The organism is Aliinostoc maniaoense (genome assembly GCF_058172895.1).
On the sequence record NZ_CP187952.1, the window covers coordinates 897,234 to 922,304 of the forward strand.

Below are 25,071 nucleotides of genomic sequence, written 5' to 3' on the forward strand. Positions count from 1 at the left end.
GTAAGCCGTAACGCACCGAAACCTTTGGAAGTCCCTGAGATTTTTTCTCCAAATCAAACCGGATTTCTATATATTCAGAGCATTATCAACCCAGTTTTGCAATAAACTGGGTTTTTTTGGCAATGAAGTCAAATCAGTTTCAAAATTATCAGCAATTAGCTTGTATAGACAAAAAACCTTGTTTTCTGTCTAAAAATATAGATAAAAAATCTTGACTTTTAAAAAAATAAAATCAAAATATAAGGGGATAATTCTCTTTTTTGTGGGCTAGTAACATGACTTTATTGTGTTAATTTGAATGAACTTATTGCTGGAGGCAAGCACATGGTAAAAATAACAATCTCTGACCTTTCTCCCAATGACCATAGAAAGTTTATGAATGAACTTACAGCTTGGGAGATAACGAATATATATGCTGGTTCGCAAAGAATATCTGGCAGAAGGCAAGCAATGGAAAATATGCCAGAAGCACCAACAGCAGAATCAGTAACTGATACAACTGAAATTCTAAACCGATGGATGAGTAATCTAGAAGTAGAAATTCAAGGCTTGCGAAGTCAGCTTGGTATTCGTTAATAACTCTCGATGAATCACAAGTTAAATAGAAATCGTGTGTTGTAATCCAATTTCTGATTACACACACGATTTTTTTGCATCTTTTTAATTGCGAATTGCTATAAGTAGGGTGTGTTACGGCTATGTAAGTCTGAAGCATCTGAGTAAATGATATATAGCCGTAACGCACCAATATCATACGGTGTGTTAGGCTTTGCTGGAACGCATCCTACAATTTAGGGTTTACTTTATCAATCATCTCATCTCTAACAGACATATTTAATTTCTAATATATGAAAATATCGCAAACAGACAGATATCACTAATTTATGTCTTGAAAAGAGATTTTTTTAGCTTGATTTTCTTGGGAAAAGTAAATAAAAATTGAATCAACGGTTAAGCAATACAAAGCTTAATCGCCTGAGATTTACAAGCAACAAAATAATTGTTTTAGGAGTCAATTATGGCGTTTATTGCTGTTAACGAATTACGTGCTACTGGTGCAGAATTATTCCAAGATTCTGAAAGCTTCCTCAACGAATTGAACAATCTTGATGATGTTCATGGTGGTTATGGCTATTCTAATGGCACAGAAGGCGTTCTCGGCCTACTCAACAAAGGATTTGAGTTTGGTGTCATCACCTACGGTATTGATGCTATCAACCATTTAGCTAAGTCCTACAGTTCTGCTGATGGTACTTATTACTAATAATTTCTAATTAGTATCTGAGTACAACCGGAGCTAAATTTCTCTGTTGAAACTGTGGCATAAGCGATTAAGCTATGTGAGATTATTCAACTTAATCGCCTGCTATTTCTACTAAACACAAGACTTTTTTTAGGAGTCAATTATGGCGTTTATTGCTGTTAACGAATTACGCGCTACTGGTGCAGAATTATTCCAAGATTCTGAAAGCTTCCTCAATGAATTGAACAACCTTGATGATGTTCATGGTGGTGGTGGCTACTCTATGACCGCAGGAACAATTCTACCTCTAGTTGAGAAAGGATTTGAGTTTGGTGTCATTACTTACGGTATTGATGCTATCAACCACTTGGCTAAATCTTACAGTTCTGCTGGATATCCCTACTAATTTCTAATTAGTTGCTGAGTGAAGTCGGAGCTATTGAGCTTCGTTGAAATTGTAGCATGAGCGATTAAGCAATCTCATATATTCTGCTTAATCGCCTGCTTTTGATACTGACACACAATTATTTTAGGAGTTAATCATGGCATTTATTGCTGTTAACGAATTACGTGCTACTGGTGCAGAATTGTTCCAAGATTCTGAAAGCTTCCTCAACGAATTAAACAATCTTGATGATGCAGTTTATGGTGGTAGCCAAGACTATTCTAATGGCACTGCAACAGTTTTAGCCTTAGTCGAGAAAGGATTTGAATTTGGTGTAATCACTTACGGTATTGATGCTATCAATCACTTAGCTAAGTCTTACAGTTCTGCTGATGGCTACTAATCTCTAATTAGTTGCTGAGTGAAGTGCGAGCTATTGAGCTTTGTTGAAATTGTAGCATGAGGGATTAAGCAATCTCATGTATTCTGCTTAATCGCCTGCTGTTGATACTGACACACAATTATTTTAGGAGTTAATCATGGCATTTATTGCTGTTAACGAATTACGTGCTACTGGTGCAGAATTGTTCCAAGATTCTGAAAGCTTTCTTAACGAATTGAACAGTTTTGATGATGCGGTTCATGGTGGTAGCCAAGACTATTCTAATGGTACAGCCGGAGTTTTAGGCCTACTTGAGAAAGGATTTGAATTTGGTGTAATCACTTACAGTATTGATGCTATCAATCACTTGGCTAAATCTTACAGTTCTGCTGATGGCTACTAATTTCTAATTAGTAGCTGAGTGAAGTCGGAGCTATTGAGCTTCGTTGAAATTGTAGCATGAGCGATTAAGCAATCTCATGTATTCTGCTTAATCGCCTGCTGTTGATACTGACACACAATTATTTTAGGAGTCAATCATGGCGTTTATTGCTGTTAACGAATTACGTGCTACTGGTGCAGAATTGTTCCAAGATTCTGAAAGCTTCCTCAACGAATTGAACAGTTTTGATGATGCAGTTTATGGTGGTAGCCAAGACTATTCTAATGGCACAGCAGGAGTTCTTGCCCTCGTTGAAAAGGGATTTGAGTTTGGTGTAATCACTTACAGTATTGATGCTATCAATCACTTAGTTAAGTCTTACAGTTCTGCTGATGGTTACTAATTTCTAATTAGTTGCTGAGTGAAGTGGGAGCTATTAAGCTTCGTTGAAATTGTAGCATGAGCGATTAAGTAATTTCATATATTCTGCTTAATCGCCTGCTTTTGATACCAAAACTAGTAATCTTTTAGGAGTTAGTTATGGCGTTTATTAATGTTAATGAATTACGTGCTACTGGTGCAGAATTATTCCAAGATTATGAAAGCTTCCTCAATGAATTGAACAATCTTGATGATGCAGTTTATGGTGGTAGCCAAGGCTATTCTAATGGTACAGCCGGGGTTCTAAGTCTACTTGATAAGGGATTTGAGTTTGGTGTCATCACTTACGGTATTGATGGTATCAATCATTTGGCTAGGTCTTACAGTTCTGTCGATGGTTACTAATTTTTGATGAGTTTATAAATAGATTTTAAACAGTTATTTTGCGACTGTAAAATCAGCGATTAAGTAATTTTATATATTCTACTTAATCGCTTGTTATTTCTAATCAAAATAGGATTCCTACTTGATATTTTAACAGATACGTAGGGTGTGTTAGTAACGCACCTATTACCAAGGTCTTTGATGCGTTACGGCTTACGTCTAAAACACCCTACTTATAGTAATAATTAGTGTTGAGTATATATTAAATAATTCACTCGTAGAGCAATCAATATTATTTTTGCAACCCAAAAAAGTTATTATTTTGTATTCATCGTAAAACTATGCCACCATTTATCCTCAATTCTCAAAACGTATTTGAGTACCTAATTTCTCTGAATTTATGTACTCCTGAACAACAGTCATTGAGTCAAGTTGAACTAAAACCTGCTAAAAACTTTAATTTATTAGTAACCTTTCCAGAAGGAAATAAATTATTAGTGAAGCAAGAACGCCATAATTTAGAAGGTAAAACCAGTGGTGAATTTTTACTAGAATGGCGTGTTCATAACTTTTTACGTCAATTTCCCGAACTGAGCCACATCAGTCCGCATTTATCAGAAGTAGTACATTTTAATCGGGAAAATTCTATCATTATTTTTAAATATCTTGACAAATATCGAGATTTGATGGATTTTTACGTCAAGGAAAATTTAAGCTTATTTCCTATGAAGATTGCCAGAGCAATTGGCAGTAATTTGGCATTAATTCATTCTGTCTCGATTAACCGTGAAGAATATCGACAATTTTTTCAAAGTCCTACTAGTGATATATTTAACCAAAAACCTGCTAACCTGACTAATTTACATCGGGGTTTAGATAGGCTAACTCCAGAAATTTTTGGTAAAGTGCCGGCTGATGGTATTAAGTTTTTTACTTTATATCAACGTTACGATAGCTTAGGTCAGGCGATCGCAGAATTAATCAATTCTTTTACTCCCTGTTGTCTCACCCATAATGACCTGAAGTTAAACAATATTCTAGTCTCCCTCGATTGGGAAACCGCAGATGAAGATCATATTATCCGTTTGATTGATTGGGAGCGTGGTAACTGGGGAGATCCCGCGAATGATTTGGGAACAATTATCGCCAGTTATCTGCAAATCTGGTTACACAGTATGGTGACAGGCAAATCAATGACAATTGATGAGTCTTTACGTCTGGCTGCTGCTCCTTTGTATCTTTTGCAACCTTCAATGCGTGAGTTTCTCACAGCTTACTTAACTCATTTCCCCCAAATTTTAGAACACTGTCCTGATTTCTTACAACGGGTAATGCAATTTTCTGGGTTAGCGTTAATTACTGCTATTCAAGCGCGACTCCAGTATGAAAAAACCTTTGGGAATGTGGGTATTTGTATGCTGCAAGTTGCCAAGAGTTTGTTATGTCGTCCACAAGCGTCTATCCCGACAATTTTTGGTGTGGAAGCCACAGATTTTTATCCTCAGAGTTTGTTGGTTAATTCGTAATACCTACACATTAATTAGTTACGCCTAATCAGTGTTTGTAGTAAGGACTTTAGTCCTTAAATCTTCCAGCACTAAAGTGCTTACTACAAACTTATTCATCTCCTCATTCACAGGTTACTATCTATGCAACTATTAGATTCTGTCCAATTGTCTGATATTTCTGAATCACTGCAAGTATCATTGCAAGATATTATTCATAATGTTGAGATTCAATCGGAGTATTGTATTAGACATCCAAACTACAAACCTTTAGAATTACCAGAGTCTTCAATCTCTCGCTTTCAAAAGTTATCGCCAGATTTACAGAATAAGTATTTGAGTCAGCAGTTGCGTACTTTTCTCTACGGTATCTATTACAATGGCTCGTTGCACAGTGTTTTGGCATCTGATGCAGACATATCTAATTTAGCCGTCAACCAAAATCTAGAAAATAATACCTTTTTAGGTGTAGACTTAGCTTTTTACGATCGCCTCCATGAAAATAACAGAGGTACAGGCTATTGGAACTATGGTTGGCAGGTAGTCAGAAAAGAAATAGATGGTAGTGTAGCAGTTCATCGGGATGGTTTGACGTTGTATGTTGAACCAGAAGCCGTACAAACCCCTGCTGAGGTAAATCATTTCACCGCTATCAAACTACCGAAAAATCTTGTCCAGAGCGGATTTTATATGGCAGTGGCTAATGCCGGTGCATCACGACATCATCAAACCGATAATCAAACTCTGGTACGTGTCTACTTTAATGTCACTCCAGATGGTGCCGTTGCAGTCATGGATGGTTTGACTACACAACTGAATGCTTTATCTCTAGAATTTACATTTAAAGCTTTATACAATCCTGCTGATTATCGGCGTTATGACTCAGCAGTGTTGTATTTTGACAAAAATCACTATGAACAGATTCAACCCATCTTAAAGACGATTTATACAGAGCATCAAGCTTATTTTCAGGAGCAAGTCCCCCTATTTACTAAGCCTATCGCACCAGGGTTAGCGATCGCAGAAGAGCCAAAACATAGATTTATGGAAAATCAGAGTTTTGGTACACATCGTTGTCAAATTGTAGCCAATGGTTTGTTAGCGGCTTGGCAAGAAGGTAATCATACACCCACAGGTAAGATGACATCTATTTTGCAAGAGTTCTCTGCATTAAATATTAAGTTGCAGTGTCCTTATCTTAATGCTAATTCGGAAGATATATATACACCTTTGAGATAGGATAAATTTGTAATTGAGAAATTCTTAAATAAGTAATAAGTAATAAGTAAATACTCATTACTTATTACTTCATAAATAAACTAAGATTCCGGTAGATTCAAAAAAACGGATTGTTGTATTGTTATTTATTAATTACGGTGCGTTATACCAATTCTCTATGAAGTTGCTTGCGCGAAATAAATGATGTAGAGACGTTGCATGCAACGTCTCTACAGTACAGAATAAAGTGCATCTATGGCTACGCCAGGCAAGCTACATCAAGAAACGGTGTTACGGCTTTGTCAAGATTTAGGCGTGTGAGCAAATAATATATAGCCGTAACACACCGTATGATAGTGGTGCGTTAAGCTTTGCTTTAAGCTGGCTTGGGTAATTCCTCAGAGTGTTGAAAGTTATCTGGCTGATGCAAATCGGCTACAATTTCTACATTATTTATTTGTTCTTCTAACCAGACTGTAAATAAATCTTTGGCAATTTGCATATGTCGTTGTTCATCTAATTCTGGGGTAATTATTTCTTCTACAGCAATGATATGTACTCCTTTTGGGGTGACTATGGGTTTGAGAATTTGGGGAGGAGTGGCAGCAAAAACCGCCGCCGCAATTTCTGGCCTCAAGTCTCGCCGATAGCGAATACCTTGATAGCCGCCAGCCCTTCTAATTTCAGGGTTTTGGATGTATTGACGAGCAATTTCTTGGAAGCTGATTTCACCTTCTGTTAAGGCATAAAATAACTCTAAAGCCAAGTCTTCATCATCTAATATTACTTCATAAGTTACAGCCCCAGTGTAATCAATTTTATGGGCATAAAAGAATGGTTCAACTTTATCAGCAAATAAATGAGCAGCTAACTTAGCAGATAATAAGTTGGTTTTAGCCATATCTTCAAAATCATCTAGGGAAAGATAATATTTTTTGAGCCAATTCCAAGTATCTTCTGCTTTGAATAATTGATAAGTGAGGCGCATACTATCTGCGGCTTGTTGGAGTTCTTCGATAGTGATTTCAATGCCTGTGGAAACGGCAGCTTCAGTAATAATTCTAGAAGTGGCGATCGCTTCTAAAATTGTGGGTATTTGGCAAGATAATTTTAGATGATAAATAATGTCTGCAATCGATAGTTCAATAATTTTTGCCATGATAATATGCTCCCTTTAAATTAGTTGGTGGTGGGAAAATAGCATCGAAGTGAGAGGATGACAAATAATCTTTTGAAACGCAGAGGGGCGCAGAGGAAAACGCAGAGGGGCGCGGAGATTGCCAAATTTTTGAGTAGTGTAATCAGTACATGAGTAGAGTAATAAAGGCTATATTACTCATTACTCATTACTCATTACTCATTACTCATTTGTTGACATCAAAACTGTATGAATAAAAAATGGGTAAATCTTATCAAAGTTCTAAACCACCTTTTTGTAATTTCTTGAAGGGGTCTAAAACAAAATCAATTACTCGCCGTTGACGAATAATTACCTCTGCTGATGCTGTTTGTCCTGGGGTTAAGAAAATACGTTTATTGCCTGCTTGGATATATGGTTGATCTATAGTTATATCCATCTCGTAGGTTTCTACATTTCCTTGATTGCTGGTTTGGATTTTCGAGTCGGGAGAAATCCAACTAACGCGCCCTTGTACAACACCATAATCTTGGAAGGGATAGGCATCAAATTTGATTTTAACTGGCATTCCTACCTTCAAGAAACCGCTTTGTTGACTGGGCATTTGAGCTTTGAGAATTAAAGCGGCATTTTTCGGTGCGATTTGGGCTACTATCTGTCCTGGTTCGACTACGGGGCCTGGTTTTTCTACAGGTAACTCAAAAATTATGCCATCAATAGGCGATCGCACTATTCTTTGTTGTAGTTGTAGTTGCAATGATGCAATCTGGCTCTTAGTCTGGGCTATTTCTGATTGCAAGTTAGTGATTTGGCTTTGCAAGTCTTTTAGCTGTTCCTGGCTTTTTAAGATTGCCAATTTACCAGCTTGCACGACACTTTGATAACTACTTAGCTGCTCTTGTAGACGTAGTTGTGCTTGCTCAATTTCGGCGCGAATTTGAGTAATAGTTGCTTGGTAGCGGCTCATTTCTTCCCTTAACCGTAACTGAGCCTGCATAATCTCTGCCTGAGCTTGCAGCAAAGAGCGTTGACTATCTTCGGCAGAGTTTTCTAGTTCGACAATTTTAATTTGGGGAATTGCCCCTTGTTCTAACAGATTACGATAGCGTGTAACTTCTGTTAAATCGCGCTGTAAACGCCTTTGAGCTAAATTTTGCAGAACCTGAGTAGAATTAATTCTCTGTCTAGCCTGTTCTACCAGAGCTTTTTTTTCCAGCTTTTGCAGATGATAGGTACTTTCTTTACTATCTAAATTCTGCTGGGCTTGATTGACTTGTGCCATTTTTTCCAAGGCTTGGGCTTGGTTTTGCTGCTCTTGGATATTAATGGCTAGCATTAATTGATTTTTCAGTAATTCCTGCTGTGCTTGCCGATTAGTTAATCCTTCTAATTTACTTTCGGCTTGTTCTATTTCTTTTTGAATAACATCAGCATCTAATTCTAATAAAACTTGTCCAGCTTTAACCGTCGCCCCTTCCTCTACATTCACAGTTGTGACTTTACCAGCGACGGGAATACCTAGTTTTTGCGTTGCTCCCTTGGGTTCTAAACGTCCTCTAGCTGTTCCTGTTTCATCTACTTTACTCAGAGATGCCCAAGGAATAACAATCACAGCAAAGCTCATCAAGAGGTAAAGCATGGAACGAGTCCAGCGTTTGGGTAAGGCATCGAGTAATTCCTCAGTGCCATAAAACCAATCATTAGACTCGCTTACCTCTACAATTCGCTCACTAGGGACATAAGGCGATGTTTCAACAAGTTGTAGCTCATCTGGCTGTGATTTCACTAGCACAGATGATGAATTGTGGGATATGTGTGGCATAAATTACTTTTGAAAGAGGGGGAATAGGGTTAGGGGAAAAACTATTACTCAGTAATCTGTTGCCCCATACCCTTGATTTAGCAATTTCCCAGTAATACCCAAGGCAAAAAATTCTTAATTACGAATTACTTGCCAATTGCTGTTGGTTTAGATAAAAGTAATGGCCTTTTCGTGTGATTAGTTGATCGTGAGTACCGCTTTCGACTAGTAAGCCACGATCTAAGACTAAAATTAAATCAGCATGACGCACGGTGGACAAGCGGTGGGCAATAATTATACTTGTGCGTCCTTGGAGAATTGTTTTCAGGTTATTTTGAATCAGACGTTCAGATTCAGAATCAAGATGACTGGTGGCTTCATCTAAAAGCAATAAGCGGGGATCACCTACCAAAGCACGAGCTATGGCTAGGCGTTGGCGTTGTCCGCCAGATAACATTCCGCCACCTTCGCCAATTTGGGATTCGTAACCCATTGGCAATCGTTGTATAAAATCATCAGCCCCAGCTAATCGCGCTGCGGTTATTACTTGTTCTAAGGTAGCTTCAGGGTGAGCAATGCTGATATTTTCGCGGATTGTACCACCAAATAAAAAGGTATCTTGGTCAACCACACCAATTTGAGAACGGAGCGATCGCAGGGCTATACTAGTCACATCGTTACCATCAATCAACACTTTGCCATCTGTCGGCAGATATAGCCCTAAAATTAATTTAAATAATGTGGTCTTACCAGAACCACTACGCCCTACAATCGCAACTGTTTGTTCTGGTTTAACTTCAAAGCTGAGATTTTCTAGGACATTAATATCACTCTCTGGATGATAGCGAAAGGTGACATTGTCAAAGCGGATATTACCACTCAAGCGAGGTAAAAATTGCCGGGGGTGATGTTGTAAGTCTTCTTCTGGTTCGGCTTCGAGAATATCATTAATCCGTTCTGTGGAAATTGTCACCTCTTGTAATTGATTCCACAGCACGACTAGACGCTGAAAGGGTCGAATAATGTTACCCAACAGCATATTAAAGGCAACTAACTGACCAATGGTAAGTTGATTTTGAATTACCAACCACGCCCCCAACCATAATAAGCTGGTGGTAACTAGGGTTTCAATTCCTGAACTAAAAATCTGTAACTGGTTACTGATAATCTGTCCAGCAAAGGTCTTTCTAATTACATTATTGAGCAGTTCTTCCCAATGCCAGCGTACTGTCTGCTCAATAGCCATTGAACGAATTGAGCGAATACCAGTCAAGGACTGAATGAGATAACTGTTTTCGTTGGCGGTAGCACTAAAAACTTCTCGGCTAATACGGCGTAAAAATGGTGTAGCAACCAGTGCTAGTAAGACAAATGGCGGTACGATCGCTAAACTCACCATTGCCATAGCCGCACTATACCAAAACATCAGCCCCACGTAAACGAACACCGTCAGTAAGTCTAAAATAATTGACAGGGCTTCCCCAGTCAAAAAACGCTGGATTTTTTGGTTTTCTTGGACGCGGGAGACGATATCCCCCACATAACGGGATTCAAAAAACGCTAAGGGTAAACGAAAGGTATGTTTAATAAAACCTACCAACAGTGAGACACTAATCCGGTTGGCTGTATGGTCTAGTAAGTATTGTCTGAGTCCGTTGACGGCGACGCGAAACAACCCAAAAATCATCAACCCTAAACCCACAGCGTTTAAAGTCAAGGTACTACCCTGGACTATGACTCTATCTAATAACAACTGGGTAAATAAGGGTGTAATCAGTCCTAACAACTGAATTAATACGGAAGCCCCAAATACTTCTAGCAAAACTCTGGAGTGAGGTCTAACTAACTCCAACATCTGCCAAAATGGGGTATTGGTTTCTTGTGCCTCTTGTAGTTGGGTAGTGGGTTGTAATAATAAAGCGTAGCCAGTCCAACCCGCTTTAAAGTCTGCTAAAGTTAGACTACGTTGTCCAATGGCTGGGTCACAGACAATAACGTGTTTTTTGGTAATTTCGTAAACTACAATGTAGTGCTTATTTTCCCAATGGGCGATCGCAGGTAAAGTTTGTTGTGCTAATTTATCTAAACTAGCCTTGACAGGACGTGTAGTAAAACCTATTGTCTCGGCGGCTGCGGTTAAACCTTTAAGGGATGCACCATTGCGGCTGACATTAGCTAAATCCCGGATGGGGTTCACACTCAAGTTTTTTCCCCAGTAACGGCTAACCATGACTAAACAGGCTGCACCACAGTCAGCAGCACTTTGTTGTTCAAATAATGGATAACGTTTGATAATTCTGCCCCACCAATGTCCGACTCTCACCTTGGGACTTGGGAAATAGGTGCGGCGCGGTTTAGCCGTTTGAGGAGGGGGGGGTTGTAGAGATGCGATATATCGCGTCTCTACAACCGGGGATGGGGAGGGGTTACTATCAATAATAACATTAGTTTCTCGAAATGTTGCTAACTGCGGCCAATATTCTAAAGATATTTGCCAATTGGTATTTCTGAGGATGTAGACAACGCCTGACTGGGTAAGTTGACAATCAGTTAGTTTTGCTGGTGTGGTGATTGTACCAGGTGTTAGGATGTGTCCTTGGCTATCTGTTACCTCTCCTCGCTGCAATAGCCAGAGTTTGGTATCTTGCAAAAGTGACTCAGGAAGTGAGCCACTAGCTAAAGTATGACGCTCGAATAAAAATAATACTCTCAAGGCATCTTCGATGGAGGTATCATCAGGCAGTAGGGCGTTTTGGTTACAGAACACCAATAAATCCCAAGTTTCTGCCCGTTTTTTTAAGCGATCGCCAATGCTAGAATCTTCACTAATCAGCTTTTGTAAGCTAGATTGCGATAAATAGCCAAGTTTTAGATTCACAGAAGCCCTAGCCACATAAGGACTAAATTCCTGTTCAGGAAATAAAGTCAGTTCACCAAAAGAACCTCCTGTAGAAAGTGTAGTGATTAAGTTTAAACCACTATCGAGTAATCTGACTTTCCCCCCCAGGATGATGTAAATTCCCGGCGATGCTGTAGCAGCTTGCCAAAACTGCTTGGCAACTGGCGGGGCAATAATTTCCAACTGTGGGATCAAGTTTTCAATTGTCATTGCTGACAACGACTCACCCAAAACTTGAGTAAGTTGTTGTCCTAAATATTGCTGGGAAAAACCTGACGGCATTCCCTCACCTCCAAACCCAAATATTGTGATTGCCCTAATTCCCCATCGTTCTTTTAATTACAAATTACGAATTACGAATTAAATTAAACGACCAATTAACAGCTGATTCTGATTGAGATTTCAAGTCAGAAATCGTAATGTTATTATCTGGTTCTGGTGCAGTGACTTGAGGAGGATTATTTTTTTGTTTGGTAGAAAGTCCCATTTGTTTTAATAGCCGATTGATATGGCGATCGCTAATAGTAATTCCCAATTCTGCTGCCAAATGTTTACTTAACCATTGTGCTGTCCAATTTGTAAAAGCATAACCATAATCACGGGGACTATGTGTTACTAACTCCTTCAATCTATCCATATATTGATTATTCACAATTTTCGGCCTACCTATAGGCCGCTCATTCCATTTGTGTGCTAAACCCGCTTCTGCTATACCAATCCAATAACGCGCCATTTCTTGAGAACAACCTAATTTTTCACAAATTTGGGTTTGTGATGTCCCCATATCCGCCAATAACATAATTTCAATGCGTTTGCGATATTCTGGCTGTAAATTACTTTGTAAATGTTTGAGCAAAGCTTTACGTTGAAACTGAGTTAAAAACTTGCTCTCTTGTAATTCATACCCTTCGATAAATAGTTCTTGATGCAAATATTCAGACATAATTACTACCAGGTAATGTCTAATGTATGTGTACTTCAAAGTCTTCTGTTGATTAGGCTTATTCTGTCTTCTGCAAATCACCTGTACCAATTACAAGACAAAATACCCCTAGGCTCTTGCTCAACCTAACCTGCTTTTCTTGTGACTAAACCTAAATTTTCTCAAATATGCTGTAACCATACCTATCGTTATTCCTCGATAAACAGCAGTATTTGGTAAAACACCGGAAAAATTTACGTTAATCACTTGATAAATTTCTCTAGACAATGGTGTCATGCTGGTATGATTGCAACTACAATAATTAGCTGCAAATTTCCCTGACTTGATCTCAGGTTGGCTAATAATTTTTATGATCAAGATGTTGTTAAAGGCTGGAATTTAGGTAGAAAGTCACTGAGTCTTTAAGTTGGTGATGTTAGTTAAGGGTTGATGGTTAACACTCAACAACCAACAAGCAACGATGTGCTTTCTGAATAGGGGATGGCTTAACCTGCATTCACCTGGCAAAGATTAACTAAAAAGTGACAGTCTTTCAATTTAGTTATTTAACCTACTGTTATTTTTTTAGAAATTTTCTCAAGGCTAGTCAATAGTTTTTATCCGAAAAAAGTAAAGTTCATCAAATCTTTACCATATTTTCACTAAAAATTGATTATTAATTTATGATGGGAGGAAAGTCAGCTAATTTATTCAATTTTCTACGTCCCAGAGGAATTTTAGTAAAAACTACGGTTGAAAAATAAAAACTTACGTGTTAAATATCAGTATGATTACTCGTAACATTCTAATAAGCTGTTAATAAGAACAAAAATCTAAGAAATGACAACTATTTACCAAGACGGTACATATCTTAGTAATAATCCTACCTGGCATGAAGAAGATTCACCTTGGAAAGCAAAGCAAATAGTTGAGATAATTAAAAGAAACAATTTACAGCCATTAACAATATGCGAGGTTGGATGTGGCTCAGGGGAAATCTTGAGTTGTTTGCGAAATAAATTACCCTATGCAGGAAATTTGTATGGATATGAGATATCCCCACAAGCCTTTGAAATATGTAGTCAAAAAAGCGATAAAAGCCTTAAATTTTTCTATAAGGATCTCCTCAACGAGCCAGCAGAAATGTTTGATTTAGTAATGGCTATTGACGTGTTTGAACACGTAGAAGATTATTTTAGTTTCTTGCGAAAAATCAAACAGAAGGGTAAATACAAACTATTCCATATTCCTTTGGATTTGTCAGTACAAACTGTTTTACGTAGCTCTCCTATATTGAAAAGTAGAGTAACATATGGACATATCCATTATTTTACTAAGGAAACTGCACTTGCAAGCCTGGAAGATATGGGATATGAAGTATTGGATCACTTTTATACTTCCGGTTGCTTTGAACTGGCAGCTTATGATCATTGGAAAAGTCAGCTACTAAATCTCCCAAGAAAAGTTTTATTTTCAATTAATCCAGATTTAGCAGTCAGGATATTTGGTGGTTTCTCGCTATTAGTCTTAGCAAAGTAATTCCACTCTCAACTAATGTTAGCTTTTGGAGTTTCTTGCCAGGAACTAGTCCCAAGTCTAGTTATGGATTTAGCAGGGAATTGAATCTATGATTTAATTCTACTGCTAGCCACCTTTGGAACATATTATTGAGAATTTCTTGATAGTTTTCATCTGTTAATTCAGCAGGTAAAAATTCTTCTACTTTTAACAGGTGATAACCGGATTCAGTCTTTATAGGGCCAATTAATTGCTCAGGCTGTGTTCTAAAGACTACAGCAGCTATATCTCCTGGTAGATTAAAGCGATATAATTTACCCTCATAACCACACTTTTGTCTTCGCAAAACATCTAAATCATAAAGATGTGCAGCTTCATAAAAACTAATTTCTCTATCTTCAATTTGATAATAAATTTCTTGAGCCAGTTTTTCAGAGTCTACAATAATTTGATACAGAATAACTTGCTCAAATTCTAGTTTATTTTTGTGGAAGAAAGCTTCTACTTCGTCCGCAAATAGTATATTAGCTAATTTTTGGGATAATAGGCGATCGCAAATTCCCATTTCCCAATCATCAGTCGTCACTAACTCATTCTCTAACCATGCTATTGTATCGCTAGCTTTCTCTAAATGCTGCTGGCGACGCTGGCGGTTAGCCTCAGCTTCAATTTCTGCTGGTGTCACCATAATTCCACGTTCTTCAGCAACTTGCCAAATCACTTTATTAAATAAAATCTTTTGATAAACTGCCTTGAAGTTCATCTCTTTCTTGAGCAGGGTTACAACTTCCTCTGGTGTAATCAATACTGGCTGTGGTTCGTTCATTGTAGGATTTTTCTTTCTGGAAAATTCAATAATATACTGCTGTTTTAACAAATAAAAAAGCAGGAAGCATTGTTATATTTCAGCTTCCTGCATTAGAAAAATTTGTTGTATAAGTTACCAATGTTGCCAAAAAAGCTTCAGAACTAGAGGTTCTGTTACCATGACAAAAATTAAACGATTACTCTATTGATTCTTACTTTTACTGGTAGTTCTAGGAATAGAGTTTATTTATGGACAACAAAACCAGTACAGTACAGAAATTCATCTCAGTTTCCTCCACCATAAGGAAACTTGATAGGGAGCATTGAACTTGAAAATTGGAGGAGGCCAGCACACCAACTTTCTTTGCTCAAACTGCCTCTGAAACAGAACTACTAGTAGTAATAGTTAATTTGTCATGTTTACTTTTAACCACTGATTAGTTAAGCAACAGTAATCAGTTAGGTATCTCTCATAGTCAGTTAATCACTGATTTGATCCTTGAGAATCAGTTTGCCAGCTAATTCCCTAATTTAAGTCCTAATATTTAATGTATAATATCTCATGCTTGGATATTTGCCATTTTGGCATAATTTAGTCATATATTCAGGAATTGATGACATTTCAGGTAATATATGCAATGTTTTTGGTTAACGTTTTAACATTGAACAGTAAATACCAGGTTTGTAGTAAGAACTTTAGTTCTCTCATAAGGACTAAAGTCCTTACTACAAACTAGATGCTAGTCTAATTATTCATGAGATTCAGTTCAGTAGCTCTCAGAGATTCCGCGTTAAATTGTATAGGTTGTGGTGCGTAAGTTTTTTGAGCAAACCAGGAATCTATACTACCACCACGAATTTCTGTTTTTTGCTTACCTACTACCTCAAAGTAAGCCAAGTCTTTGATTTTACTTAAACAATTAGAAGATGTATGAGCTTCAGAGGATTTGTTGTTGATTGTACCATTGCTTTGAGGTGACTGTTGCTTTCTACTAGCTTCAGAGTTTTCTTTAAGTAAGCGATTGTAAGTACGATAGGGAATGTAATGTAAAGGATTATAACCAGCAATCCGTAGCATTAAAACACAAGCCCAAGAATATTTTCCAGCCAGAATTGCTTCGACTACTTTGTCAAATTGCTGAGGATTAACTGCTTTGTTAAGATTGCTCATACCTGTCATCTGTTGATTCATAGTAGTTGTGTGTGGAAAAATACTAATTCGGTTGTGTGGTGGTTAATGATGCAATCAACATCCACCAATGGAATGCAAATGCTGGGTTAGGAGATATTGCCGGAAAACATCATTTGAGCAAAAAACTTATACAATAATGGCTACTTCTGTGATGTAGATGTAAGATATTTGGCATTATTTTGGTTGACCATGTGTTGATAAATACCTTTAAAAATAAGAGTAAATAGTTATAGAACATTGACCATAAATATACTCTCTGTCTTGCAAACAATGACTTTATATTAGATATAGCATTTGCTATTTTTTGGTATATTGCTACCAAAGTTACTGGTAGTTGATGGTGGCGATCGCTACTATTAATTCTTACCATTTCCAGGACTAATTCATAGTCTTGTTCAATCTTATCTAGCCTCATCTTTTAACTGCTCCTTGTCATTTATTTTGACTGGCAGACAAAAGTCTCAATTTAGTTATCGGTAGATACAGTGTTTTGTAACTGATGCAAATTTACATTTTTTTTACCCTGACATATTCATTGTACGATATTTATTTCTAGAGGGAATATACAATATCAGTAGTATTCAGTGTTTTTTAGTAGGGGACAGGAAAATTATTTTTCTCTAGAAACTTCATCAAGGGTGCTATTCGTATTTATACTATTTTTTTTCATGGATGTCACCTAATGATCTGGCAGTTTAATCATTAAATTTACGGAATATTTTCAATGTTGACTTTTTTGCTGTATTGTTTTTCATATTAATTGTTTTGAGCTAGGTAATGAGGGGTTACACCCCTCGCCTAATGTACATTTGAGACTTGAAACCCACTAAGAAAATTTACCACTAAATAGGGTGATAGGCAATAATAAAAAATCATAATTCCTACTGAATAAAAGCTAACTAAATATTTTCTTGGGTGAGGGGTGAAACCCTGTTTACATCTTTTCTAGGATATGTAGGTATAGATTTAACTATCAAGTCTCATGGCTGAAGATTACGGTAATTAGATGTCTGGAGACATTAGCAGTTACCTGTGTTCAAGAATGCTCAACGTCCAATATGTAACCATTGGTTAAAAATCTGGCTTTCTGCTAGGAGAATAGTTGATTAACCTTGTTAATTGGTACTGAGTTTGACTGTGTGTCGGCTCATGCCAATGCCGACAGCCATCAAAAAGGAGTCCAATTATGTTGGTATATATTCGATGAAGATTTATCTATGAAAACAAAAATAAAATAAAAATAAAGTTTAATTATTTTAGAGCATTAATATGATTGTGTGTTTGTATCTTGTCTTAAAGAATTTTCGCAAATATATTAAGTGTTACTTCAGTGATACTTTGTAGGGTGTGTGACGCTGCGAGAGTTTTGAACGTAGTTATAAGACTTATAGCGTCACGCACGAATAAGTACGCTGCGAGAGTATTTGAACGTAGCAAATGTAGGTTGGGTTGAGGAACGAAACCCAACACCTCAAAGTCTTGTGATTGTTGGGTTTCACTTCGTACCACTCCGTGGAAGCAAGCTACAACCCAACCTACGCATCTGTTTCATTCTTTTCATGAATTGGTATCACTTATATCTTGCACCATTCTCAGCCCTAAAAAACCGGATTTATGAACGAAAGATTAAGGTTTTAAGCTGAGGGATTTGCAAGAAACCCGGTTTTTAACCGAGGTGCAAGAGAACTTCCTAGAGTGGTTGATTTGTCTCTACTTCATAGCTAACTGCTGATAAATACCTGCAATTTGTATCAGTTGTTGGTGTGTACCTTGTTCAACAATCATGCCTCTGTCTAACACCAGAATATAATCAGCATGGCGGACAGTGGAAACATGGCCAGAGATGATAAAGGTAGTGCGTTGTTGAGTGATGAGGGCTAAGTTTTGTTGCCAGTCTGTATCTGTTTCAGTGTTTGAGGTGATAGTTACTTCATCAAAAATTAAAATCTTGGGGTTTCTAATTAAAGCACGGGCGATCGCAATTTTTTCTTTCTGTCCCCCAGAAAGTCCCAAACCCCTCTCTCCTACTTGGGTGTCATAACCAAGGGGTAAGGCTTGAATAAACTCATGGGCATTAGCCAACTTGGCAGCCATGACCGCCTGTTCTCGGCTAAACTCTGGATCATGTAGGGTGATGTTATCTAAAATAGTGCCTGAAAATAAAAACAACTCTTGTGATACAAGTCCCAACTGACTCCGCAAAGATTGGGAAGACATGGCAGCGATATCATGGCCATCAATGAAAATTCTGCCAGTGGTGGGAGTGTACAAACCGGCTAGCAAATGGGCTAAAGTGCTTTTACCTGAGCCGCTATGACCAATAATGCCAATAATTTGCCCAGGTTTCACCCCAAAGGTAATATTTTGCAAAATTTTGCGCTCTTGCTGGGTATGATAACAAAAAGAAACATTTTCTAAGCGCACCTCACCCTGAATGGGAGGCATAACTAATAGGGTAGGTTGTGAATTTTGCTCTTTTCCAGCCGCAAAGACATCATTAAGCCGTTCCGCCGCAATTACCACTTGTTGAAACTCATCCCATAATCCCACTAAAGCTAAAACGGGGTTAGTGATATTACTGATGAGTAGATTAAAGGCGACAAATTGACCTAGAGTAATATGCTTACCAATAACCAAAGTTACCCCAAACCAAAGAATCAGGGTGCTACTGATGTGGTTAATTAAGCTACGGGTAAGCTGTAAGCGATTAGCTAACTTCTGTCCTCGCAACCGCGCTTTTAACATTTTCAGGAAGCGTTCTTCCCAATACTTTTGTAATCCCCGTTCGGCGGTGGCAGTTTTGATGGTAGTAATACCACTAATCATGTCTACAATTGCTGTTTGTTGTCCGGCGGATTCTTGCCAAACTTCCCTTGATGCTTGCTTAATATAAGGACTGACACCCAAAGTTAAAAATGCGATCGCTAAAATCCAACTTAATATCAACAGTGTCATCTGCCAATTGTAGGACAACATCAGCCCCAAGTAAGTCAACACCATCAAGGCATCTATACTTGCTCCAATTGCCCGACGAGTCATAAATTGCTGGATTTGATGATTTTCCTGCACCCGACTGACAATATCTTCCACTGGGCGGGAGGCAAAAAACTGTAATGGTAATTGCAAGGTGTAGTGAATAAAATTACCAATTAAGTTGATATCAATACGGCTAGCTAAATAATCCAGTAAGTATTGGTGCTGTAAGGCTAAAATGTTTCGCCAGATTCCCAAACACAGGTAGCCCACAGCAAACATATTTAAGGTATCTAAATTCTTACTAGGGATCAATTGGTCAATGACAATTTGAGTACACAGGGGCGCAGCTAGGCCAAATACCTGTACTAATAAGGAAGCAAGGATAATTTGCTTGAGTAATTGACGATAATGCCACAATACCTGACCATAACGACCGAGAGAGACTTTTTCGCTTTTGAGAGCATAAAAAATATCTGTAGGGTTTAGTAATAGTGCGTAGCCAGTCCAATTAGTGATAAATTGGGCGCGCTTTAGCCATCGTCTTCCTAAAGCTGGATCAGAAATTAAAATGCGATCGCCTTTAACTTGCCAAACTACAATATAGTGAATCCCTTGCCAATGGGCAATCCAAGGGTTAGTTTGCCACTCTAATTTATTCAAACTTGCCCGCACCGGTAGCACATCATAACCCAATGTTTGGGCAGCTGTGTTTAAACCCTCTAAAGTTGCACCTAATCTATCTACCTGTGCTAAATTCCTCAGTGTGGGAAAAGTCAACCGCTTACCCCAGTATTGGCTAATCATCGCCAAACAAGCCACCCCGCAATCAGATAAACTTTGTTGCTGAATAAACGGATAAGAAAACCAAAACCTCCGTTGCACATCTCCTTGGGGAAAGTTAATGGCTTCCGTATCGGTGGCGGGTATGTCTGCGGGAGGATGAGGCTTATGGGAATCACCGACTGAGACATTAGTTAATGGCGGTAAGACGATTTGAGTTTTACTCTGACTCGCTTTAACTTCTGGTTTTGTCTGATTTGTCCCAGTGCCTAATCCTACATTGACTACAGCTTTGGCTGCATCCCAGTTTTCTATAGATAGATGGTAGACTAATAAATCCGTGTGTGCTTTGCCATCGGGGGGTGTTAGTTCAGGATACCCCCAACTATCTCCCATTGCTGGTGGTAAACTGCCTACAGATATAGACTCAACTTGGCCACGCGCTAGCCAAAACCTCCCAGTTTCTGGGGGAGTTGCTGTTAATAATGATGTTCCTGCGGGGATATGCTTGGTAGTTAATAATGGTGCTAGTTCTCGCAGTTTGGCACTGCTAAGAGAATGTAACTGAGTGTAACTTTTAAAGAAAATCAGTGCTTGTCGTTCACTGGTGAGTGTTTGTAAGTAAGTTTCTAGCTGGGGTAGACGTTCTAACCATTGCTCTAGTTCGCTGACAGAGATTTGGGCTACACTGCCAGGGCTAGCTGCGATCGCTCGATATGATAAATTGTGATGACAAAATAAATCATCTGCTCCAAAAATCTGCCCATCTAGTAATAATTGGGTGGAAACTTCTCGCCCTAACTTTTGATTCAACCCCAAAAGCCTAACTCGACCTTGACAAACTAAAGAAACAAGATTATTACTATCTAAACTATAGCTAGCTAACTCATCACCTAATTGAAATTCACGCATCACCCAACCTTGGCTAAACTCTGAAACCAGATTCGTGTCCCCTGCAACTAACCTCAGCAGTTTGAGGATAGGCGCGATTGGAGTGGAAGATGGCTGATTATTAGCATATTGATTCAGCCCTCCCTGAACTCTTAAAGACGAAGAGGGATTCATGGTTTATTTCAGATTTGGGTGTAAACTCTTGGTGTGATCAAGCTAAAATTTGCCGTTGCTAAAAAGTAATCTTTTTATTACTAATTAGGGATGAGATCATGGCATAAGCCGCTAAAAACCAAAATTATTTCATATTTTGCCCTAAAATCGCTATCAAATTGTGATTGATAGAATGGCTTGTTAGGAGATTTGACAAAATTATTTTCCTCTTGCTAATCACTTTATAAGTTATGACAACAGTAGTTTTACTAAAAAAATCTGAATCATCAATTCTCCACTACCAAAATGTTCATCATGAACTAAATTTTGAGGAATTTAGTAATAGCTTTACTATTTAAATTCAGAGTGCGATCGCTACACAAATCGACAGTAATTTGTGATGATTGAGAATTTTCTTAACTTAGTTACTTTTTCCTGTAGTTAGTTAAACAACCGGAAAATAAAGCCAAAAATTGTTAACCCTTATTTCTTGATTGTAGGTAGAATCCTACCCAAGAGAGAGATACTAAAACATTTAAAATCTGTATTATGTATCTTCTGTTACGGATTTTTCCTAGCTCCTTCTAGTAATAATTGTAAAATTGCCAAGGTAGTTCTCACCCCTCATTGACTCCTTGAATTTCTCAAACCCAGTCAGAAAGAGCAAGCAACAACAGGATAATTTTTCCAAAATTGTTAATTTAGCCGCCCAAAAAATGGTTTTTAGGCTGTTACCCAGGCAAAACTTAAGGAAAATTTTATAATTTATCAGGAAAGCAGGAAAAAAGCCATCCACAAGGGATGGCATTGACAGCAAGCATTAAATGTAGATTGGGTTAAGGACAGCCCAGACTGTAATCTACTGATAGTTACTAAAGGCAGTGGAAGTGCTGAGTCCATGATTGCTGTCGTTCCCCGAAGCACTCACATAATAAGTTGTTGGTGTAGTTTTGGCTGCAACTAAATTGCTTTTGGCTGGTTTGCTATTTTCCGCTAGGTACTAGTAAACTTTTTCCTCAGTCTCTCCTGTAAAGATTAGATCAGCCTGTGGTTCGACTATTTCCCGCATTTTTTTCACAAGGATGTGGAAAAAGTATTTAGCTAAGATAATTCAGTGGTCAAGTTCACAACGTCTGAAGGTATGGTAATAAAAGCGATGCCTTGATAAGACAAACATATATATGACCTTGGTTAATTCTCAAAAGCACAAGAAAGCTAAAGCCCTAAAACCCGGTAGCCCTCGCCCTGCTAAAGAACTATGCAGCGAGTGCGGACTGTGCGACACATACTATATTCACTATGTCAAGGAAGCTTGCGCTTTTATTACCCAACAGATAGACACCCTAGAAGCACAAACACATACCCGCTCTCGAAATCTAGATAACCCCGATGAACTTTACTTTGGCGTACATCAAGATATGATGGCAGCCCGAAAACAGCAACCCATCGAAGGCGCACAATGGACAGGGATAGTCAGCACCATAGCCATAGAAATGCTCAACCGTGGACTAGTTGAAGGCGTTGTCTGCGTCCAAAATACCAAAGAAGACCGCTTTCAACCCATGCCCGTGATTGCCCGCACACCAGAAGAAATACTAGCAGCACGGGTAAATAAACCTACACTGTCACCCAACCTTTCCATTTTGGAACAGGTAGAACAATCAGGGATGAAGCGATTATTGGTAATTGGTGTAGGTTGTCAAATTCAAGCACTCAGGGCGGTCGAGAAAAAATTAGGTCTAGAAAAGCTCTATGTCTTAGGTACACCGTGCGTAGATAACGTTACCCGTGCCGGACTGCAAAAATTCTTAGAAACCACCAGCCGATCGCCACAGACAGTAGTACACTACGAATTTATGCAAGACTTCCGCATTCACTTCAAGCATGAAGACGGCTCAATTGAGAAAGTACCCTTCTTTGGCTTAAAGACAAACCAACTCAAAGATATCTTTGCGCCATCTTGTATGAGTTGCTTTGATTACGTCAACTCCCTAGCGGATTTAGTCGTCGGTTATATGGGTGCGCCCTTTGGCTGGCAGTGGATTCTTGTACGAAATGAGACAGGTAAAGAAATGCTGGAATTGGTAAAAGACCAGTTAGACACTCAGCCTGTGATGTCCGAAGGGAATCGGAAAGAGGCGGTACAACAGGGGATTCCTGCTTATGACAAGGGTGTAACTTTACCGATGTGGGTGGCAAAACTGATGGGGGTGGTGATTGATAAGATTGGTCCTAAAGGTTTGGAGTATGCGCGGTTTTCGATTGATTCCCACTTTACACGCAATTATTTGTTTGTGAAGCGGAATTATGGGGAGAAGTTGGAAGATCATGTGCCGGAGTTTGCCAAGCGGATCGTTGGGCAGTATAAATTACCGGAGTGATGTTTCGCGCAAAGGCGCAAAGACGCAAAGGTGTTTTTGCGTCTGGCGCGAATTTTTTTACAATCCATTTACTAGCCGCGTAATACCGTTTTTAATTAGTTCCTCACCAAAGTTGATTAGTAACCCAAGGCGTTTGTTAGCTAGACGAAGATATGTCAAAAGTTGCTTTTTGTGTACTGGGTGAACAGTTTCTAAAGATTTGATTTCAATAATTACCTTGTCCTCGACGATTAGGTCGGCTCGAAAACCTTCCTCTAAACGCACTCCTTCATAAATTACTGAAATACCCTGCTGTCTTACTACCCACACACCCCGTCTCTCTAACTCATAAGCAAGCACCGCCTCATAAACAGATTCCAACAACCCAGTACCCAAAGTTGTGTGAACCTTATACGCAGCGTCAACAACTACCTTTGCAATCTCATTTTCTGTCATATCTTTGCGCCTTTGCGCCTTTGCGCGAAAAAAATCCTAAACCATCCCCACCGCATCAATCGCCGCCTCAAGAGCGATCGCCACATGAGTCCAGTGAGTCCCCCCTTGGCAATACACTACATAAGGCTCACGCAAAGGCCCATCCGCCGAGAACTCCAACGTACTCCCCTCAATAAACGTCCCCCCAGCCATCACTACCTGACTCTCATACCCCGGCATCGCATCAGGCACAGGGTCTAGGTAAGAACCAACGGGAGAATGCTGTTGTATCGCCTTACAAAAGGCAATCAGTTTTTTCCCTGAACCCAACTTAATCGCCTGAATCACATCGCCACGCGGTGCAAGGGGTGCAGGATTCACTGGATAACCCAGCTTGTCAAATACATAACCAGTGAGATAAGTCCCCTTCATCGCCTCCCCTACCATCTGCGGCGATAAAAATAACCCCTGGAACAACAGCCGATTTTGGTCAAAGGTCGCACCCCCAAAACTACCAATCCCCGGCGCAGTTAGACGACAGGCGGCAGCTTCTACCAAATCCGCCCGCCCCGCTACATAACCCCCAGCCGTGACAATAGTTCCACCAGGATTTTTGATTAATGACCCCGCCATTAAATCCGCCCCTACATGGGTGGGTTCTTGGGTATCGATAAATTCCCCGTAGCAGTTATCAACAAAACAAACAGTGTGCGGATTTTGTTGTTTAACTAGATGTACAATTTTTTCTATATCCTTAATTAATAAACTTGGTCGCCAAGAATAGCCACAAGAACGCTGTATTAACACTAAACGCGTGTTATCAGTGACGCTAGTGCTTAAAGCTTCCCAATCAACAGTTCCCTGGGGTGTTAGCTCCAATTGGCGATATTTTATGCCAAACTCAATAAGAGAACCTTGACCTTGACCACGTAAACCAATGACTTCTTCAAGCGTATCGTAGGGAGAACCGACAACTGCTAGCATTTCATCCCCAGGACGAAGAACACCATATAAAGCGCAAGCGATCGCATGAGTCCCCGAAACAAACTGCACTCGCACCGCCGCCGCTTCAGCCCCCATTACTTCCGCAAAAACTTTATCTAAAGTTTCTCTACCTAAATCATCGTGGCCGTAGCCACTTACACCCGCAAAGTGGTGCGCCCCCACACGCTGATTACGAAAGGCCTCTAGGACTCTTTTGAGATTATGCTTGACCTGAGCGTCAATACCAGAAAAAATCTCTAACAGTGCGTTTTCTGCTGCTCGCAGCTGTTCCAAGCTGTTCATTACTTCCTCGTTAACAAAAAATTATAGATTGC

21 protein-coding genes are annotated in these 25,071 nt (G+C 39.0%); 11 read left to right on the top strand and 10 right to left on the bottom strand.

Translation table 11 applies throughout. The annotated features are described in order from the left end of the window. Positions 1-324 precede the first annotated feature (324 nt). From ACPZ3T_RS04040 to ACPZ3T_RS04080, 9 genes are all read left to right on the top strand, one after another. Positions 325-576 (top strand): hypothetical protein, encoded by a 252-nt coding sequence (locus ACPZ3T_RS04040; RefSeq protein WP_490273693.1) that lies wholly within the window; start codon positions 325-327, stop codon positions 574-576. Positions 577-1,018: 442 nt separating this feature from the next. Next, a complete protein-coding gene (locus ACPZ3T_RS04045; RefSeq protein WP_490273694.1) occupies positions 1,019-1,264 on the top strand; it encodes a hypothetical protein in 246 nt (81 codons plus the stop codon). 142 nt (positions 1,265-1,406) lie between these two features. Further along, positions 1,407-1,649, top strand: a complete 243-nt coding sequence (locus ACPZ3T_RS04050; protein ID WP_490273695.1) for a hypothetical protein — start codon at positions 1,407-1,409, stop codon at positions 1,647-1,649. A gap of 136 nt (positions 1,650-1,785) precedes the next feature. After that, complete coding sequence (locus tag ACPZ3T_RS04055; RefSeq protein WP_490273696.1) at positions 1,786-2,031, top strand: hypothetical protein; 246 nt, start codon at positions 1,786-1,788, stop codon at positions 2,029-2,031. A gap of 136 nt (positions 2,032-2,167) precedes the next feature. After that, positions 2,168-2,413 (top strand): hypothetical protein, encoded by a 246-nt coding sequence (locus ACPZ3T_RS04060; RefSeq protein ID WP_490273697.1) that lies wholly within the window; start codon positions 2,168-2,170, stop codon positions 2,411-2,413. A gap of 136 nt (positions 2,414-2,549) precedes the next feature. After that, a complete protein-coding gene (locus ACPZ3T_RS04065; RefSeq protein ID WP_490273698.1) occupies positions 2,550-2,795 on the top strand; it encodes a hypothetical protein in 246 nt (81 codons plus the stop codon). A 137-nt stretch (positions 2,796-2,932) separates the two neighbouring features. Further along, positions 2,933-3,178 carry a hypothetical protein gene (locus ACPZ3T_RS04070; RefSeq protein ID WP_490273699.1) on the top strand — a complete coding sequence of 82 codons (246 nt, stop codon included), beginning with the start codon at positions 2,933-2,935 and terminating at the stop codon, positions 3,176-3,178. A 320-nt stretch (positions 3,179-3,498) separates the two neighbouring features. Beyond that, the gene (locus ACPZ3T_RS04075; protein ID WP_490273700.1) at positions 3,499-4,683 is read left to right on the top strand and encodes a phosphotransferase; all 1,185 of its coding nucleotides are present in this window, start codon (positions 3,499-3,501) and stop codon (positions 4,681-4,683) included. A 123-nt stretch (positions 4,684-4,806) separates the two neighbouring features. Then, complete coding sequence (locus ACPZ3T_RS04080; RefSeq protein ID WP_490273701.1) at positions 4,807-5,901, top strand: T3SS effector HopA1 family protein; 1,095 nt, start codon at positions 4,807-4,809, stop codon at positions 5,899-5,901. Positions 5,902-6,256: 355 nt separating this feature from the next. Here the strand turns inward: ACPZ3T_RS04080 and ACPZ3T_RS04085 are convergent, their stop codons facing one another. The 4 genes from ACPZ3T_RS04085 to ACPZ3T_RS04100 all read right to left on the bottom strand — a co-directional run bounded on the left by ACPZ3T_RS04085 (position 6,257) and on the right by ACPZ3T_RS04100 (position 12,661). Next, positions 6,257-7,039, bottom strand: coding sequence for a peptidylprolyl isomerase (locus ACPZ3T_RS04085; RefSeq protein ID WP_490273702.1), 783 nt, complete (start codon positions 7,037-7,039; stop codon positions 6,257-6,259). 253 nt (positions 7,040-7,292) lie between these two features. Further along, the gene (locus ACPZ3T_RS04090; protein WP_490273703.1) at positions 7,293-8,840 is read right to left on the bottom strand and encodes a beta-barrel domain-containing protein; all 1,548 of its coding nucleotides are present in this window, start codon (positions 8,838-8,840) and stop codon (positions 7,293-7,295) included. Positions 8,841-8,958: 118 nt separating this feature from the next. Continuing rightward, positions 8,959-12,000: an ABC transporter transmembrane domain-containing protein gene (locus ACPZ3T_RS04095; RefSeq protein WP_490273704.1), complete on the bottom strand. Its 3,042-nt coding sequence runs from the start codon at positions 11,998-12,000 to the stop codon at positions 8,959-8,961. A 64-nt stretch (positions 12,001-12,064) separates the two neighbouring features. Further along, a complete protein-coding gene (locus tag ACPZ3T_RS04100) occupies positions 12,065-12,661 on the bottom strand; it encodes a helix-turn-helix domain-containing protein (protein WP_490273705.1) in 597 nt (198 codons plus the stop codon). An 819-nt stretch (positions 12,662-13,480) separates the two neighbouring features. Between ACPZ3T_RS04100 and ACPZ3T_RS04105 the strand changes: the two genes are divergently transcribed. Then, positions 13,481-14,179 carry a class I SAM-dependent methyltransferase gene (locus tag ACPZ3T_RS04105; RefSeq protein ID WP_490273706.1) on the top strand — a complete coding sequence of 233 codons (699 nt, stop codon included), beginning with the start codon at positions 13,481-13,483 and terminating at the stop codon, positions 14,177-14,179. A 61-nt stretch (positions 14,180-14,240) separates the two neighbouring features. Here the strand turns inward: ACPZ3T_RS04105 and ACPZ3T_RS04110 are convergent, their stop codons facing one another. The 4 genes from ACPZ3T_RS04110 to ACPZ3T_RS04125 all read right to left on the bottom strand — a co-directional run bounded on the left by ACPZ3T_RS04110 (position 14,241) and on the right by ACPZ3T_RS04125 (position 20,978). Next, positions 14,241-14,984, bottom strand: a complete 744-nt coding sequence (locus tag ACPZ3T_RS04110) for a peptidylprolyl isomerase (protein ID WP_490273707.1) — start codon at positions 14,982-14,984, stop codon at positions 14,241-14,243. Positions 14,985-15,710: 726 nt separating this feature from the next. After that, the gene (locus ACPZ3T_RS04115; RefSeq protein ID WP_490273708.1) at positions 15,711-16,157 is read right to left on the bottom strand and encodes a HetP family heterocyst commitment protein; all 447 of its coding nucleotides are present in this window, start codon (positions 16,155-16,157) and stop codon (positions 15,711-15,713) included. A gap of 109 nt (positions 16,158-16,266) precedes the next feature. Then, positions 16,267-16,572: a hypothetical protein gene (locus tag ACPZ3T_RS04120; RefSeq protein ID WP_490273709.1), complete on the bottom strand. Its 306-nt coding sequence runs from the start codon at positions 16,570-16,572 to the stop codon at positions 16,267-16,269. Between the two features lie 1,295 nt (positions 16,573-17,867). Next, positions 17,868-20,978: an ABC transporter transmembrane domain-containing protein gene (locus tag ACPZ3T_RS04125; protein ID WP_490273710.1), complete on the bottom strand. Its 3,111-nt coding sequence runs from the start codon at positions 20,976-20,978 to the stop codon at positions 17,868-17,870. Positions 20,979-22,138: 1,160 nt separating this feature from the next. Here ACPZ3T_RS04125 and ACPZ3T_RS04130 point away from each other — a divergent pair. Beyond that, a complete protein-coding gene (locus ACPZ3T_RS04130; protein WP_490273711.1) occupies positions 22,139-23,338 on the top strand; it encodes a Coenzyme F420 hydrogenase/dehydrogenase, beta subunit C-terminal domain in 1,200 nt (399 codons plus the stop codon). 57 nt (positions 23,339-23,395) lie between these two features. On the opposite strand, the gene ACPZ3T_RS04135 is transcribed toward ACPZ3T_RS04130, so the two are convergent. Then, the gene (locus tag ACPZ3T_RS04135; protein WP_490273712.1) at positions 23,396-23,773 is read right to left on the bottom strand and encodes a GxxExxY protein; all 378 of its coding nucleotides are present in this window, start codon (positions 23,771-23,773) and stop codon (positions 23,396-23,398) included. Positions 23,774-23,809: 36 nt separating this feature from the next. Next, the gene (locus tag ACPZ3T_RS04140; RefSeq protein WP_490273713.1) at positions 23,810-25,039 is read right to left on the bottom strand and encodes a methionine gamma-lyase family protein; all 1,230 of its coding nucleotides are present in this window, start codon (positions 25,037-25,039) and stop codon (positions 23,810-23,812) included. Positions 25,040-25,071: the final 32 nt, after the last annotated feature.